The 15319-nt window shown below is 71.4% G+C and carries 12 protein-coding genes; 7 read left to right on the top strand and 5 right to left on the bottom strand.

Annotated elements, in window-relative coordinates:
- Together O7621_RS04595 and O7621_RS04590 are read left to right on the top strand one after the other, a co-directional pair.
- A complete protein-coding gene (locus O7621_RS04595; protein WP_282232881.1) occupies positions 1 to 654 on the top strand; it encodes a DUF433 domain-containing protein in 654 nt (217 codons plus the stop codon).
- An 18-nt stretch (positions 655 to 672) separates the two neighbouring features.
- Positions 673 to 1683 carry a DNA-processing protein DprA gene (locus tag O7621_RS04590; RefSeq protein WP_282232880.1) on the top strand — a complete coding sequence of 337 codons (1011 nt, stop codon included), beginning with the start codon at positions 673 to 675 and terminating at the stop codon, positions 1681 to 1683.
- 189 nt (positions 1684 to 1872) lie between these two features.
- On the opposite strand, the gene O7621_RS04585 is transcribed toward O7621_RS04590, so the two are convergent.
- The 3 genes from O7621_RS04585 to O7621_RS04575 are packed head-to-tail and all read right to left on the bottom strand — an operon-like array spanning position 1873 to position 3555.
- Entirely contained in the window at positions 1873 to 2340 is a 468-nt protein-coding gene (locus tag O7621_RS04585; RefSeq protein WP_282232879.1) for a hypothetical protein, read from the bottom strand.
- A gap of 41 nt (positions 2341 to 2381) precedes the next feature.
- A complete protein-coding gene (locus O7621_RS04580; RefSeq protein ID WP_282232878.1) occupies positions 2382 to 2843 on the bottom strand; it encodes an NUDIX hydrolase in 462 nt (153 codons plus the stop codon).
- Between the two features lie 25 nt (positions 2844 to 2868).
- Complete coding sequence (locus O7621_RS04575; protein ID WP_282232877.1) at positions 2869 to 3555, bottom strand: hypothetical protein; 687 nt, start codon at positions 3553 to 3555, stop codon at positions 2869 to 2871.
- A 1226-nt stretch (positions 3556 to 4781) separates the two neighbouring features.
- On the opposite strand from O7621_RS04575, the gene drmA reads away from it, so the two are divergent.
- From drmA to drmC, 3 genes are read left to right on the top strand one after another with little or no spacing between them, the layout of a single operon-like run.
- On the top strand, positions 4782 to 8393 hold the full coding sequence (gene drmA, locus O7621_RS04570) for a DISARM system helicase DrmA (RefSeq protein ID WP_282232876.1): 3612 nt from the start codon (positions 4782 to 4784) through the stop codon (positions 8391 to 8393).
- Positions 8390 to 10231 (top strand): DUF1998 domain-containing protein, encoded by a 1842-nt coding sequence (locus tag O7621_RS04565; protein ID WP_282232875.1) that lies wholly within the window; start codon positions 8390 to 8392, stop codon positions 10229 to 10231. Before drmA ends, O7621_RS04565 begins: the two co-directional genes overlap by 4 nt.
- Before the next feature lie 13 nt (positions 10232 to 10244).
- Positions 10245 to 11042, top strand: a complete 798-nt coding sequence (gene drmC, locus O7621_RS04560) for a DISARM system phospholipase D-like protein DrmC (RefSeq protein WP_282232874.1) — start codon at positions 10245 to 10247, stop codon at positions 11040 to 11042.
- A gap of 83 nt (positions 11043 to 11125) precedes the next feature.
- Here drmC and O7621_RS04555 read toward each other — a convergent pair whose 3' ends face one another.
- A complete protein-coding gene (locus O7621_RS04555; RefSeq protein WP_282232873.1) occupies positions 11126 to 12364 on the bottom strand; it encodes a hypothetical protein in 1239 nt (412 codons plus the stop codon).
- 277 nt (positions 12365 to 12641) lie between these two features.
- On the opposite strand from O7621_RS04555, the gene O7621_RS04550 reads away from it, so the two are divergent.
- Positions 12642 to 13898, top strand: a complete 1257-nt coding sequence (locus O7621_RS04550; RefSeq protein ID WP_282232872.1) for an alpha/beta fold hydrolase — start codon at positions 12642 to 12644, stop codon at positions 13896 to 13898.
- A gap of 16 nt (positions 13899 to 13914) precedes the next feature.
- Complete coding sequence (locus O7621_RS04545; RefSeq protein ID WP_282232871.1) at positions 13915 to 14838, top strand: NAD(P)H-binding protein; 924 nt, start codon at positions 13915 to 13917, stop codon at positions 14836 to 14838.
- 5 nt (positions 14839 to 14843) lie between these two features.
- Here the strand turns inward: O7621_RS04545 and O7621_RS04540 are convergent, their stop codons facing one another.
- Positions 14844 to 15308: a hypothetical protein gene (locus O7621_RS04540; RefSeq protein WP_282232870.1), complete on the bottom strand. Its 465-nt coding sequence runs from the start codon at positions 15306 to 15308 to the stop codon at positions 14844 to 14846.
- Positions 15309 to 15319: the final 11 nt, after the last annotated feature.

The raw sequence follows: 15319 nt of genomic DNA, 5'->3' as shown, positions 1-15319 counted from the left end.
GTGTTCACCGAAGCGGCAGCGGCCCGGCTGCTCCGCGTACCGCCGTCGACCCTGCGCCGCTGGCTGGCCGTCACCGACGGCCGCCAGCGGCGGTCCGACCCGTCCGGCAGCCGAGCCGGCCCGCCCAGGCGGCGGGTGCTCGACTGGGCCGAGTTCGTCGAAGCCGCCTACCTGCGGGAACACCGACAGGCGCATCGTGCGCCGATGAGCGGACTGCCGATCTTCCTCGCGTTGCTCCGGGACCACTTCGGCGTGCCGCACCCGATCGCTGACCGGCGCGCCTTCACCGATGGACGCGCTCTCGTCCGGGATGCCCAGGCCGCAGCCGGCCTGCATCCGCGCTGGTGGCTGGTCACGACCACCGGCAACAGGCTGACGCTGACCCCGCCGGCTGCGGCCTTCCACCGACGCATCGGCTGGGCCGGCAACTCCGCGGCCAGTTACCGACCCGACCCCGACCCGGACTCGCCGGTACGCGTCCGGCCCGACGTCCGCTTCGGCCGGCCCGCCATCGGCGGAGTGAGCACCGAGGCCATCGCCGGACAGCACGCGGCAGGCACCGACCCCGAGACGATCGCCGAGATGTATGCCCTGACCCCGAGTGACGTTGCCTGGGCGTTGGCCTACGAGTCCGGCACCCGGCCCAGCCGTTGACTGAATTTGAGAGGTCCGATGCCAGACCCGGTGCTGTGTCAGGCCGAGACACTGTTTTCGGTCACGACCGGCTCTACTGCTGAGCTGATCGCAGCCACTGCCGACGAGATCGCCGGGTGGCGGGCGGACGGGATCGGCGTACACACCTTCTCAGACGACAGCTACCCGGCCCAGTTGCGCGGCATCAAGGAGGCGCCTCCGCTGCTGTTTACCCGTGGCCAGCTCTGGGCCAACGACCCTTCCATAGCCGTCATCGGCAGCCGCAAGGCGTCAGCGCGTGGACTGAGCATCGCGCGATCGGTAGCCGAGTCGCTGATCAACCGGGGAGTGACGGTCGCCAGCGGGTTGGCTCACGGCATCGACACCGCCGCCCACACCGCAGCCCTCGCCGCTGGTGGCCGGACCGTCGCGGTCATCGGCACCGGCATCCGCAACTACTATCCGTCGGCCAACCGGCGGCTGCAGGACCACATCGCCGAAGTCGGCCTGGTGGTCAGCCAGTTCTGGCCCGACGCCGGCCCCACCAGGCAGAGCTTTCCGATGCGCAACGCGGTGATGAGCGGGTACGCGGCGGCGACCCTCGTCGTCGAAGCCAGCGAGACCAGCGGCGCCCGCATCCAGGCTCGCCTTGCCCTCGGGCACGGCCGGCCGGTGATCTTGACCAGCCACGCCATGCAAAGCAAATGGGCGCAAGCCCTCGCCACCAAGCCGGGCGTCCACGTCGTACGCGGCACAGCAGAGCTGATCGAAGCCGTCGACGGCATCCTCAACCGACTGCCCGCCGAAACCGGCGGGAGGGCGCTACGACTCCGCGAGCGCAAGCCACGTGGTAACGATGGCAATGACCAAGAACCAGCCGCCGACCCATCCGGTGACCAGCCCTCGCTTGAACATTCGATTGCCGCGTTCGGACCAGACGAAGACGAGGCCGACGTTCAACAGGAGCACATGTACGACAGCGTAGGTGCACAACACCCCGTAGAAGACGCCGAACCGGTCCCCGGCATCCAGGTTCGCGTTGGGATCTGACGGGCCGAGCTTCGTAACCGGGATCGCGAGGGCTGCGACGGCCAGTGCGTGACCCAGCGTGGCAACGCCAAAGCCGCCAGCCAACGGCCACCAGCCCTTGCTGCGGACTGCCTGGGTTGCGCTGCTCGGATCCGCCACCCGCACTCCGCTTCGACGCTGCGTCAACCTGCCGACAGAGATCCTATGGGGTCAGCCCCAGCGAAAGCGTTCGCTGATCGAGCGCGTGACGCTGGTGATGGTATGCAGCATGGCGAACTCGCCGCCACCGGTCAGGCAGTCGGGGGAGACGTCGGGCAGGTCGAGGTCGCTGGTCGACGGGTTGGCGTAGCCGCCACCGCCGACGACCCGGCTGCCGATCGCGATCGGCTCCCGGCCCGGCACGTCGACCCCGGCGACCTGCCCGCCGTCCCGCCACACCTTCGTGTCGGGCGGCCAGACGGCGACGTTGCGCATCCCGTCCGGCCCGGTCGTCGCGTCCGGTTCGAGGACGAAGCAGTCCGCGTCGGCGAGGTGGCGCAGGTACCCGTCGATCTGCGCGTCGTCGCCGCCGCGCCGGACGTCGTGGACGAGCAGCGCCGGGTCCGACTCGGCCATGGAGACCGGCGGACCCGACGTACAGCCGAAGCACACTGCGGCGGACAGGGCAGCGAGGAACACCCGAGCGGTCCGGCTACACCGGAGGCAGCTTTCCCGCCCGGTCATGTCGTCGCGGGTTGCGTCGAACCGGAGACGAGGTCACGCCAGCGGGTGATCGTCGCTTTGTACAGTGCCGGCATGTGCAGGTCGGGCACCTCGTCGTAGCTGAACACACCGAGTTCCTTGTGCTCGTCGGTGTAGGTCAACTTCTCGGCGCCGGTGTAGACCGCACCGAAGCTGACGATGAACACGTGCCGGAGCGGGGTGATCTCGTACACCCACGAGTCGATGATCTGTACGCCGGTGATGGTCAGGCCCAGCTCCTCGGCTACCTCTCGGCAGACGCCCTGCTCCGGGGATTCGCCGACCTCCAGCTTGCCGCCGGGTAGCTCCCACTCGTCGCGCTCGTTCTTCAGCAGCGGCACCCGACCGCGGTGGTCGACGACCAGCTTCACCGAGATCGGCAACTGGTACTCGAAGTAGCCCGGGTTGCGTTCGACGAGGTACGGCGGCCGGTCGGACATGGCAGGTGCTCCCATCTGTACTGCCTCAGCCCGCGCAGATCAGGACGGCGGCGACGTCGTCGGCGCGTTTGAAACGGTCACCGCCGACGGCCGGGTCGCTCTCCGTCTGCCGGATCAACTTCTCCAGGTACGCCACCCCACGCTCCCGGGCCTCGGCGACGACCTCGGACCACCCGGCGAAGAGCTGGTAATCGGTGACCAGCCGGGCGAACCCGTCCGTGCAGAGCAGGATGTGGCCGGTCCCTGCCCAGTCCGCGGTGATCCGGTGCGGGACGAGGCGGCGTTGCGGGTGGCCGGAGAAGACCGACTCGACGTCACCGGAGGTCATGGTGTGCCGGCGTCGCTGCTGCATGGCGGCGACGACCATCGCCGGGTCGGTCTCGCGGGCCCGCACCGCCGCCGCCTCTCGCCCGTCGAAGTAGCTGGTGGCGAGGACGCGGGTGGTGTCACCGTCGATGACAGCGGTGGCGTCGCCGATGCGGGTCAGCTCGAAGCCGTGGCCCCGGTCGACGCAGAGACCGATCGAGCAGGCCGGCGGCATCCGGTCCGACGGGAAGCCGTACGCGTCCTGCCGCCACTGCACCTCGACGGCGATCCGCTCCAACAGATCGGTGGCACCGTCGATCACCCAGGCCAGCGAACCTGCGTGGCCCACTCGGTCCTCGTTCGACCTGGCCCCGCCGGCTGTGGCGACCGAATCCCGGATCTTCATCTTGATCATCCGTCCTGTGGCGTCGCCGCTCTCCTGCAGCATTGTCGAGCCAAACGATGATCGACAAGGGTGATAGTCGATGTACGGCGAGTCGATCAACAGGGCTGCCGGATCGTCGACCGGACAAAAGACCGTAGCGGCGGGAGCCGTACTCTGCCGTCGGCTGTACGCCTGTCGATCCTGCACTGCCTGATCGGACCTTACATCGGTCGGTGGGCGTCAATAGCGTCGTAGTTCAAGATGGATGGTCAACTGGCCCTCGTCAGCCTGACTGCCCTGCGGCGCAAGTTCGGGAGGAAGCATGACCGGGCGCACGATCGGAGACTGGTATGCCGACGCCGAGGGTAGGCATTGGGATGTTCCTGGTTACGACTGGGAGAACGATGACAAGCCTGACCAGACTCCTGATTCGTGGATAGACCGCCTGCCGCCACAGACTCAGCGAGTCCCTCCGGCAAGGTCGGGTTCGCCCCGCAAACCAGGTCCGTCCCGGCGGCGGGCTACGACGGGCTCGACCGCCTCGGCGGCCGACAGGCGTGTGGCTCCGGCCAGTGCGCCGGTCTTGAAGGAGGCGGCTCGGCTGCTCCGGTCGCAGCTGCCTGGCGCCAAGGCCAAGACCATCGCGCGCAAGCTGCGGGAGAAGGGCTGGCTGAATGCCACCACCGCCCAGGTGCAAGCAGTCGTCGGCGACCCGGTGCCGCAAACAGGTAAGAAGAACCGAGCGGAACCCGCTCGACAGCCGGCAAAGAAGCTGAGCCCTGTGGCCCGTACACGGCAAAGTCCGAGCCGAGGGGCGACACCGACTCGCAAGGCCAGCCGGACAAGCCCTCAGTCAACGAAGTACGGCAAGGACTTTTCGCAGTTCATCGCGGCGGTGCGGGATGCCCGCCAGCCGGAGGGTAGCGGCCAGGTGCGGAAAACGGCAGAGGTGGTCCGCATCCTCCGAGTCAATGGTTGGCCGCAGGCTTCCAAGGAAGATGTCTCGAAGGCGCTCACCCTGGCCTCGTCGCAGGATGCATCAGCGCGTCGCCGGCCGGCGAAGTCCTCTCAGCCGGCACGTGGCCGCAGTAAGCCGCAACCGGAGCAGAAAATGGTCCGTCCTGATGTCTGTGCAGCCTGTGGCATTGTGCCCAGTCCGCTGGGGCAGTGTCGATGCTCATGACTCCCTCGCACGAGGGGCCGATCGCATGAGGACGGTGTCGTGGGGAGCCGTTACGGTGGCGGGCATGGGTGAGGCGGGCGTACTCGGCAGACCAGACGCGGGCGTGATCCGCGACGAGCTGCAGGCGCTGGTCCTGGCCGACCTGCTCGGGCCGCTCGACGGGCCGGACGAGGAGTTCGGCACCCAGGAGAGCCCGCTCGACCGCTACCTGCTCGGCCGGCTCGCCCCCAACGGCCAAGCCGTCGAGCCCGACACCCAGGACGAGCTCTCCGACGCCAGCGCACCGGACATCATGGAGGGCCAGCCGGAGCCGAGCGCGCCCAACGTGCCCAGCCTCGCCCCGTCTGCGCTCGGCTTCACCGCCACCGTGGACGGTGCCGCCACCGCGCTGCGGGTCACCGGCGGCTGGGGTCGCTACGACCGGGCCACCTCGCAGCGCGAGGAACACGCCGGCCGGGTCTGGCAGCGCCAGAGCCACGGCGGCACCATCATCGTCGTACTCGCCGAAGGCCCGCTGCCGCCGCAGGCCCCCGACCCGGACCAACCCGACATCGTGGTACGCGGCCGGGCCCGCCGCCGCGACGGCCGCTGGCTGATCTCCCTGTTCCTGGAGAACCGGCAGCGGCCCGGCGCGCGGCGCGACGCCAGCTCCTGGATCTTCCAGGTGGAGCTGTCCGCCACCGGCGACGGCGACCAGCCGGTCTTCTGGCCCCGACCCGAGCAGATCACCGGCGGCGACGCCTCCGACCAGGCCGAACGCCGCCGGCTCGCGATGGCCTACCGCTTCCACCCCGAGTACGCCGTCGGCCACGGCACCGCCGTGCGGGCCGACCCGGCAGCCGCCGGTGACCCCGCGCTGCGCGCCCACCGGATCCGCACCTGCCCGGTGCCCGTACACGAACTGCCGTTCACCGACGTGCCGACCGCCGACACCGACCCCGATCTGCCGGAGCTGGCCGCCGTCGAGCTCGACATGAAACGCCTCGCCGAGCTGGCCGCCACCCCGCCGGCCGCCCCGGCCAGAGGCACGGCACGCGGTCCGGCCGGTGATCCGCTGCTGGCGGCGCTGACCCCGCTCGTCGACGGCTACCGGGCCTGGATCGCCGGCAACGAAGCCGCCGCCGACCAGCCGCACCGCTGGCTCACCGAACACCGGCAGCAGGTCACCGAGGCGCTGCGCGACGCCCGCCGGGCCGCCGACCGGATCGCCGCCGGCATCGGCCTGCTCGCCACCGACCCGGCCGCCCGCCGCGCCTTCGGCTTCGCCAACCAGGCGATGTACCTGCAGCGGGTGCACACCAGGGTCGCCGACGCCCGTCGCGAACACCCCGGCCTCGGGCTCGCGGCGGCGACCGCCGCCGCCGACCAGCCCGTCAACCACCGCTGGCGGCCGTTCCAGCTCGCCTTCCTGCTGATCAATCTGCCGGCGCTGGCCGACCCCCGGCACGCCGAACGCACCGAGGACCCGCAGCGGGCCGTCGCCGACCTGCTGTGGTTCCCCACCGGTGGCGGCAAGACCGAGGCGTACCTCGGGTTGACCGCCTTCACCATCGCGATCCGCCGGCTGCAACCCGCCCACGGCGGACTGGTCGCCGCCGGCGGCCTCGCCGTGCTGATGCGCTACACGCTGCGGCTGCTCACCATCCAACAGTTCGAGCGGGCCGCCACCCTGATCTGCGCCGCCGAGACGCTGCGCCTGGCCGACGAAACCACCTGGGGCGACACGCCGATCCGGATCGGACTGTGGGTCGGCGGCAAGGTCACCCCCAACCACACCGACCAGGCCCGGCAGTGGCAGCAGCAGCAGCGTGGCCGGCGCGGCGCCGCCACCCGGGGCCACGGCTCACCGCACCAGCTGACCAGCTGCCCGTGGTGCGGCAGCCGGATCGAACCCGGCCGGGACATCGTGATCGACCCGACGTACCGCCGGACCCTGGTCCGCTGCCCCGACGTCGAATGCCCGTTCAGCGACCTCGCCGGCTTCGGCCGGCCCGACGACCAGCGCGGGCTGCCGGTGCTCGTCGTCGACGAGGAGATCTACCGGCACCCGCCGGCCCTGCTGATCGCCACCGTCGACAAGTTCGCCCAACTGGCCTGGAAAGGCGCGACAGCAGCGTTGTTCGGGCAGGTCAGCCGGCGCTGCGAACGGCACGGCTACGTCACCGAAGACCTGGAACACGCCGACTGGGAAGCGACGTACCACCGGGCCGCCGGCACCGCCGGGCCGGCCAGCATCGTCGACTGCCCCCGGCTGCGACCCCCCGACCTGATCATCCAGGACGAGCTGCACCTGATCTCCGGTCCGCTCGGCTCCCTCGTCGGCCTCTACGAGACCGCCGTCGACCGGCTCGCCACCTGGCAGCCGGTGACCGGTCACTCGACCCGGCCCAAGGTGATCGCCTCCACCGCGACCGTCCGCCGCGCCCACCAGCAGATCGGCGCACTGTTCCACCGCTCGACCAGCGTCTTCCCACCGCCCGGCCTGGACGCCGCCGACAGCTTCTTCGCCCGCCAGCGCGACCCCGACCAGCGTCCCGGCCGGCGCTACATCGGCATCTGCGCCCACGGCACCCGGATCAAGTCGGCCCTGATCCGGGTGTACGTGTCGGTCCTCGGTGCCGCCCAGAAACTGCACGAACGCTACGGCCGCAACGACGTCACCGACCCGTACATGACCCTGGTCGGCTACTTCAACAGCCTGCGCGACCTCGGCGGCATGCGACGCCTCGTCGAAGACGACGTCACCACCCGACTCGCCCGCGCCGACGAACGCGGCCTGGCCCGCCGCTACGACCCGCTGCTGGAGGAGCTGACCTCCCGGATGCCCTCCGACGCGATCCGGCCACTGCTGGACCGGCTCGCCGTCCGGTTCACCGGCGGGCGCGGCAAAGCCGGCCCGCGCCCGATCGACGTGCTCCTCGCCACCAGCATGATCTCCGTCGGGGTCGACGTGTCCCGGCTCGGCGTGATGGTCGTCGCCAACCAGCCCAAGTCGGCCGCCGAGTACATCCAGGCCACCAGCCGGGTCGGCCGCGCCGCCCCCGGCATCGTCTTCACCGTCTACAACTGGGCCCGCCCCCGCGACCTGTCACACTACGAACGCTTCGACCACTTCCACGCCACCGTCTACCGGCAGGTCGAAGCGCTGTCGGTCACCCCGTTCGCCGAACGGGCCATCGACCGCGGATTGACCGGGGTGCTGGTCGCCCTGATCCGCAACCTGGAACGCACCTACAACGGCAACCTGAGCGCCCAGCACTTCGACCGCTACGGCCCCCTCGCCGACCACGTGGTGCGTTTCCTCGCCCGGCGCAGCGACGTCGCCGCCGACAACGCCGTACGGCTACGCGTCGAGGACGAGCTGGAAGCGCGGCTCGACGCGTGGGCGCGGGAACGGGCCATGCCCGCCCGGCGGCTCGCGTACGACAAACCACGCCGCAGCGACGACACCGCCGGGCTGCTGCACCGCCCCGAGGAGGGCCGCTGGCGGCAGACCACCTGCCCCACCTCGCTGCGCGACGTCGAACCCGGCGTACAGCTGCAGCTGCAGCTCGCCGGGGCCGCCATGGCGGAACCACCGCCACCGTTCGTGCCCCGCGTCGATCCGGCGACCGGCACCGGGGCCGCTGCCGGTGGGGCCGCTGGCGGAGCCGACGGGCCGGAGGCGCTGGCGTGAGCGAACCACAGCTACGGCAACTGCGGGTCGGCGCGCTGCGCCCCAACCAGCTGCTGCACACCTACGGCATAGGCTCCGTCGCCGACCTGCCCAGCCTGTCGGTGATGCCGCTCGGCCTCGACCACTGGGAGCTGGCCCGCGCCACCGTCATCACCGAGGACCGGCTGCTCGCCGCGATGCGCGCCAAACTCGGTCACCAGGTGCAGGCGCTGCGGCTGCCGCCGCACCTGCCGGAAACCTCCGACCCGTACGCCGAATGGGCCCGCATCGGGGTGCCGGTCGCGTTGTTCCCCGCCTGGTTGCGTTGCTCCGACACCCGGTGCAACCAACTCGCCCCAGTCGAGTCGGGTCTGTTCGAGCTGGTCTCGGCGCCGACGCCGGACAAGGTCCGCTACGTGCACACCTGCCGCGGCAACGGCGGCGGCCGACCCACCGCCGTACCGGCCCGGTTCGTGCTGGCCTGCGGCAACGGCCACCTCGACGACTTCCCCTGGTCGTACTTCGCGCACCGGGGCAGCGACCCCGGTGCCGGGCACCCGCTGCAACTGTCCGAACGCGGCAGCACCGGCGAGACCACCAACATCTTCGTCACCTGCGGCCAGTGCGAGGCGGCGCGGCCCATCTCGGACGCGATCGGGGCGCTCGCCGACCGCAACCTGCCCGCCTGCCGGGGCCGCCACCCGCACCTGGGCAGCTACGAACCGTGCGACGCGCCGCCGCGCACCCTGGCGCTCGGCGCCACCAACAGCTGGTTCGCCATGCAGGCGGCGGTGTTCAGCGTGCCGAAGGCCGAACACCCGGTGGACCACCTGGTCGCCGAATTCTGGCCGACGCTGAGCGTGCTCGCCCCGCTGCCAGCGCAGACCGGGACGATGATCCTGCCCACCCAGACCTGCTGGCCCGAGCTGCAACCGCACGGAGTGGACAAGGTGTGGGCGGCGATCCAGCGGCGGCACGAAGCCGGCGACGCCCCCGGCGGCGGTGACTGGGACAATCTCGACCTGCACCTGCCCGAGTGGCGCGCGTTCACCGCCAGCGTCGGCGCGGCACTGCCGGACTTCACCACCCGGCCGGAGCCGGTCCCGGCCGGGCACCGGGACTGGCTGAGCCAGGTGGTGCTGGTGCCCCGGCTGCGTCGGGTCGCCGCACTGTACGGCTTCACCCGCATCGACGCCCCCGAACGGGACGTGCTCGACACCCCCGACCAGTGCCGCGCACCGCTGTCCGCCGAGCCGCCCACCTGGGTGCCGTGCGCCGAAACCCGCGGTGAAGGCATCTTCCTGCGGTTCGCCGAGGAACGCATTGTCGCCTGGGAGCACGACCCCGCGGTCAAAGCCCGCGAACACCTGCTGATCCGGGCCCACGACAAGTGGCGGGCGCAGCGTCAACTACCCCCCGGAGGCTGGCCCGGCCTGCGCTACCTGCTGCTGCACACCCTCGCGCACACCCTGATCCGGGAGCTGGCGCTGGAATGCGGCTACAGCGCCTCCGGCATCGGCGAGCGGGTGTACGCGCGTGCCGGCGACTCGCCGATGGCCGGGGTGCTGCTCTACACCGCCGCCCCGGACAGTGAAGGCACCCTCGGTGGCCTGGTCACCCTCGGCCGGGCCGACCGGCTCGGCCCACTCATCGACCGCGCGTTGCACGGTGCCCGGCTGTGCAGCTCCGACCCGCTCTGCGCCGAACACGACCCGACGGTGCACGGCCGGCTCGCCGGAGCCGCCTGCCATGCCTGCCTGTACGCCGCCGAAACGTCCTGCGAAGGCGGCAACCACTACCTGGACCGGTCGTTGCTGGTCGACACCCTCGCCGACAACGAGTGCGGCTTCTTCCGGTGACCGGCTGCCAGCGGTGAACCCGTCCGAGGCCATGGCGCAGACCGTCGCCGAGCTGGCCGCCGAGCTGCCGGCCGGACACGTCGCCGCGTGGGCCGGCGTCCTGGCGTCGGTCGCCCGGCCGGACGCCACTGTGGAAGCCGCGTTGACCGACGCCCGACCGGGGTACGCGGTCGCCGGTCACGCCCGGCGGCTGGTCACCGCCTGGCGGACCCACGCCCCCGGCCTGCCCGGCCCGGCCGTCGCGCTCGCTCTGCGCAGCGCCGCCCACCTGCAGCGACGGGCCGAGGCACGGCGTACCGAACTGGTGGTCAGCGGGCCGAGTAGCCCGGCTGTCGCGGTTCGGCTGACCCGGTCGGTGGTGGTCGAGTTGATCCGGCAGGCCCGCCGGTCGCTGCTGATGGTCAGTTTCGCCGCGTACGGCGTCGCCGAGGTCGTCGCCGAGGTGTCCGCCGCCGCCGATCGCGGCGTCCGGGTCGACCTGGTGTCCGAGAGCGGCGCCGCCGACGGCGGACCGCTGCGTGGGGTGACCGGAGCCGACGTCTTCGCCGGCCTCGGTGACCGGGTCACCTGCTGGCACTGGCCGGTGGCGGCGCGGCGACAGTCCAGCCGGTCACTTCCGGCCCTGCACGCCAAGGTGATCGCCGCCGACACCGACGTCGCGCTGGTCAGCAGCGCCAACCTGACCGACCGGGCGCTGTCGGACAACCTGGAAGTCGGGGTCGTGGTGCGGGACCCGGACGCGGTACGGCGACTCGTCGACCACTTCGCCGCGCTGACGGACCCGCGCGCCGGAGTCCTGCGGCGACTCTGACCGGTAGGTCGCGGCCCCACAAGGCACCCCGGCCCGGGGGTGTCCGCCAGCGGACACCCCCGGGCCGGAAGGCGGGGCAGGGATCAGCTGGCGGTGGCCGGCCGGTCGTCGGCGAGCTCGCGGCGGGTCTCGAAGCGGGTCGGCGCGGCGGCGCGGCGGGCCGGGTCGGAGCAGAGCTCAGCGATCTGGGCCTCGGTCATCGGGCCGCCCCGGGACCGGGTGACGCCCAGGTGGTCGGGGACCTCGACGGTCGCCTCGAAGTCCCAGATGTACCACTCCTTGCGGCCCCAGGCCTTATTCTTCAGCTTGATCTCGATCGTGCCCTGGGCGGTCTGCAGCTTGGGGCTGCGGTCCAGCGCGGCCCAGCCCGACGGGCCGGCGTTGAGCGACGTGGTCCGGGAGACCGTCGACTCCCAGTTCCACTGCCGGCCGATGCTCTGGCTGATGCTCGTCGACACGTTGCTCAGCGCGCTGGAGCCGAAGGTGGTCGCGGGCACCTTGGCGGTCATGCTGATCGACCCACCGGTGGTGTCGGACCATTCGACCGACAGGCTGTTGTCGTACGGGGTGCAGTTGAAGTGCGAGGCGACCTCGTGGAAGCCGGCGGTGGTCTCGGTCACCGGCGTTCCCGAAACGAACTGGCAGGACACGGCCCGGCTGTCGCAGTGCTCGAAAAGCTCCGCGCGGGACGGTCCGTCCCAGAACCTGACCGAGCTGTACTGGTTGTCGGCGGGCACCCGCGCGAGCTGGTCGTTCGAGTACCACATGTGGGGGGTGCCGGACTGGTTGGTGTTGACGTAGTAGTTGCTGGCGCAGTCGGTGACGTTCTTGTACGAGCTGATCACGTCGCTCCAGCCGGCGCCGGCGCCGGCAAGGTTGTTGAAGTAGAAGTACTTGCCGCCACTGCAGGTGCCGGATTGCGAGATCATGCTCAGCGAGCCGCCCAAGAAGTTGGGGTCCCGGTACGCGATCCCGAGCACCACCTGGGCGGCTGCGGCCCTACCCGCGGCCATGGCGCGGGTGGCGGTCTCGCCGGCGGCGGCGATCCGCTCGGTGGTCGCCGCGTCGAGTCGGCTGCCGTCGCGCGGGGCGTCGGTCACCGCGCCGTCGGTCGCCACCTTCATCGCGGTCTGGAAGTCGCGGTAGCAGGCCAGCTCGTCGGTCGACTCGTAGAGCAGGCAGTCGGCCATCTCCGCGGTGGGCACGGTGGAGGAGGCGGCGGCCGGGGTGCTCACGGCGAGCATCGGACCCAGCATCAGTACGGACAGGACGGTCGCGGTGCGGGCGTGTCGGAACATCCGACGGCGTTGCAGGAATGTCATAGCACCAAGCCTTGCAGCGCTGAACCGCGCAGACTTGGTGGCGATCGAAGGATTCACTGAGGAAAATGTGAGGAAGGATTGCGGTCGGTGACCCGTGCGGTGGATTTATGTGATCACTGCAACGCCAATTCTGACCGGAACGCTACACCATTTCTGTCGGGTCTCAAACAGTCCGACTGTGAGAGGTGCCGCTGACCTGCGCATCCGGGCCCAGACCAGTCGGAGCTCAAGATCGTCCGCCGAGGGGTGGGCGCGGACCGGGCGGTACGCTCAGCCGATGGCCGGCGACACCTACCGCTTCGGCGAGTACGAACTGGACATGGCCCGCTACCAGCTGCGGCGATCCGGTGAGCCGGTCCACGTGGAGCCCCGGGCACTCGACCTCCTGCAGTACCTCATCGAACACCGGGACCGGGTGGTGTCGAAGAACGAGCTGCTCGACAAGGTGTGGGGCGACCGTTTCGTCAGCGAGGCGGCGCTGACCACCGGGCTGCGTACCGCCCGGATCGCCGTCGGTGACACCGGCCGTCACCAACGGCTGATCCGAACCGTGCACCGGCGGGGCTACCAGTTCGCGGCGTCGGTGACGGTGACCCGGGCCGGTGACCCGGCCGACCCTGGGCCGGAGCCCGCCGCGTACCCGACCCGACCGGCACCGGCCCGGTCGGTCGTCGCTGGGGAGACCGGCGGTGCGGACCGCCAGGTCGTCCGGTTCTGCCGAGCCGACGACGGCACCCGGATCGCCTACGCCACCGTCGGATCCGGTCCGCCGCTGCTCAAGGCGGCCAACTGGATGACCCATCTCGATCTGGAATGGACCACCCCGGTGTGGTCGCACTGGCTCAACGGGCTCGCCCGGGACCGGCAGTTGGTCCGCTACGACGAGCGGGGGTGCGGGCTGTCCGACTGGGATGTGCCGAGCTTCTCCTTTGACGACTGGGTCGACGACCTGGACACCGTGGTCGAGGCGGTGGGGCTGGACCGGTTTCCGCTGCTCGGCGTCTCCCAGGGCGGTGCGGTGGCGGTCGCCTACGCCGTCCGCCGACCGGAGCGGGTCAGTCGGCTGATTCTTGCCGGCGCGTACGCCCGGGGCCGCCAGGTCCGGGCCCGCAGCCAGGCCGAGCAGGACGAGGCGGCCCTCGACCTGAACCTGGCCCGGGTCGGCTGGGCGCATCAGGATCCGAGTTTCCTCGGCGTCTTCGCTTCCCAGTTTCTGCCCGAGGGCACCCCGGAGGAGTTGGAGGAGTTCATCGGCTTCCAACGGCGGACCACCTCGGCGGCCAACGGGGTCCGGTTCCTGGAGGAGTTCGCCCGGATCGACGTCTCGGACATCGCCCACCGGGTGCAGTGTCCGACGCTGATCCTGCACTGCCGCGACGACATGCGGGTGCCGACCTCGCAGGCCAGCGAGCTGGCCACCCTGATTCCGGACAGTCAACTGGTGCTGCTGGACAGCCGTAACCATCTGCTCACCGCGTCCGAGCCGGCCTGGCCGGAGTTCCTGGCCCAGATCGACGCCTTCCTGACCGATTGACCAGCGGAGAGCCAGCATGAGGATCCTTGTCGTGGGCGGGTCCGGCCTGATCGGTACGCACGTCGTCGACCTGCTGCGCGAGCGCGGCCACGCGGTGACCACGGTGGCGCGGACCGCCCGTACCGGGGTCGACCACGTGCTCGACGTCGAGACCGCCTCGGTCGACGACCTGCGGCCGCTGCTCGCCGGCCACGACGGCGTCGTGTACGGCACCCGGGTCGACGAGCAGCGGGTGCTCCCCGCGCCGATCCATCGCGTGCTGCGCAGTGAACTCGTCGATCCCGTGGCGCGGATGTTCACCGCTGCCCGGCACGCCGGCCTGACCCGTGGGGTCCTGCTCGGCTCCTACTACACCTACCACGACCGGCTTCGTCCCGAGTGGCGGCTCGGCGAGCGGCACGCGTACATCCGGTGCCGGCTGGAACAGGCCCGGCAGGTGCGGACGGCGGCCGGAACCGACCTGCCGGTCACCGTGCTGGAGCTGCCGTTCGTCTTCGGTCGAGCCGGTGACCGGCTACCGAACTGGGCCGGTCCACTGGACCGGTGGGCACGGTCGGCGGCGCCGCTGCTGGTCCCGGTCGGCGGAACCGCCGCGGCCTCGGCCGGCAGCGTCGCCGTCGCGGCGGTCGACGCGATCGAGGGAGCGTACGGCGGGGACGTTCCGGTCGCCGACGCCAACCTGACCTGGGTCGAGATGCTCGGGCGGATCGCCGATGCGGTGGGCCGGCCACGCCCGGTCCGGCGGCTGCCCGCCGGTGCGGTCCGCGTGGCCCTGCGGGCCGGCGGCGCACTGCAGGCGCTCGCCCGCAGGGAATCTGGGCTCAACCCCGCTCACCTGGCCGACCTGCTCCTCGCCGAGCTGTTCATCGAGCCGCTGACCGGCCGGTCGCTCGAACCGTCGTTGCAGGAGACCTTCCGCGCGTCACCTGCCGGCAGGTGAGCGGGTCACTCCGCCGGCTGCAGGGGTTCGCAGGCGGCCAGCGCCGCGGCGACGGTCGGATCCGAGGAGTCCAGGTCGTCGGCCCACTCGACGTCGTTCTCCGCCAGGCAGTTGCGGTACGCGACGATGCCGCTGGCGTCCGCCCCGTTCTCGGTGCCGCCGCCGGGTCCACGGGCCGGTAGCTCGGACTGACACGCCTCCTGCGCCGCCGCCCAGGTGTCGTCGTCGACGTCGTCAGGTCGGAGCATGTCGCCGAATCCGCCGCCCATCCTGCCGCCGCCCGGTCCCGCACCGCCTGGCCCGCCGGACGGGAACCCCGACGGCGCGCCGGACGGCAACCCCGACGGCCGGTCGCCGGGCTGCCCCGACGGCATCCCGTTCGGGGCACCACGTCGGAAACCTCCTCCGGCCTCGGGAACCTCCACGCCGTCGACCCCGTTGTCCCGCAGGCAGTCCACGTACTCCGCCATGGCTCCGGCGC

The organism is Solwaraspora sp. WMMD937 (assembly GCF_029581175.1).
In the GTDB taxonomy this organism is placed as follows: Bacteria; Actinomycetota; Actinomycetes; order Mycobacteriales; family Micromonosporaceae; genus Micromonospora_E.
The sequence above is the reverse complement of the archived record's forward strand: the minus strand, read 5'-3'. Positions and strand labels throughout refer to the sequence as shown.

Coding starts and splice junctions, on each gene's coding strand:
- O7621_RS04590 (WP_282232880.1), top strand. CDS start 673: ATGCCAGACCCGGTGCTGTGTCAGGCCGAGACACTGTTTTCGGTCACG.
- O7621_RS04580 (WP_282232878.1), bottom strand. CDS start 2,843: ATGTCCGACCGGCCGCCGTACCTCGTCGAACGCAACCCGGGCTACTTC.
- O7621_RS04575 (WP_282232877.1), bottom strand. CDS start 3,555: ATGAAGATCCGGGATTCGGTCGCCACAGCCGGCGGGGCCAGGTCGAAC.
- drmA (WP_282232876.1), top strand. CDS start 4,782: ATGGGTGAGGCGGGCGTACTCGGCAGACCAGACGCGGGCGTGATCCGC.
- O7621_RS04555 (WP_282232873.1), bottom strand. CDS start 12,364: ATGACATTCCTGCAACGCCGTCGGATGTTCCGACACGCCCGCACCGCG.
- O7621_RS04550 (WP_282232872.1), top strand. CDS start 12,642: ATGGCCGGCGACACCTACCGCTTCGGCGAGTACGAACTGGACATGGCC.
- O7621_RS04545 (WP_282232871.1), top strand. CDS start 13,915: ATGAGGATCCTTGTCGTGGGCGGGTCCGGCCTGATCGGTACGCACGTC.
- O7621_RS04540 (WP_282232870.1), bottom strand. CDS start 15,308: ATGGCGGAGTACGTGGACTGCCTGCGGGACAACGGGGTCGACGGCGTG.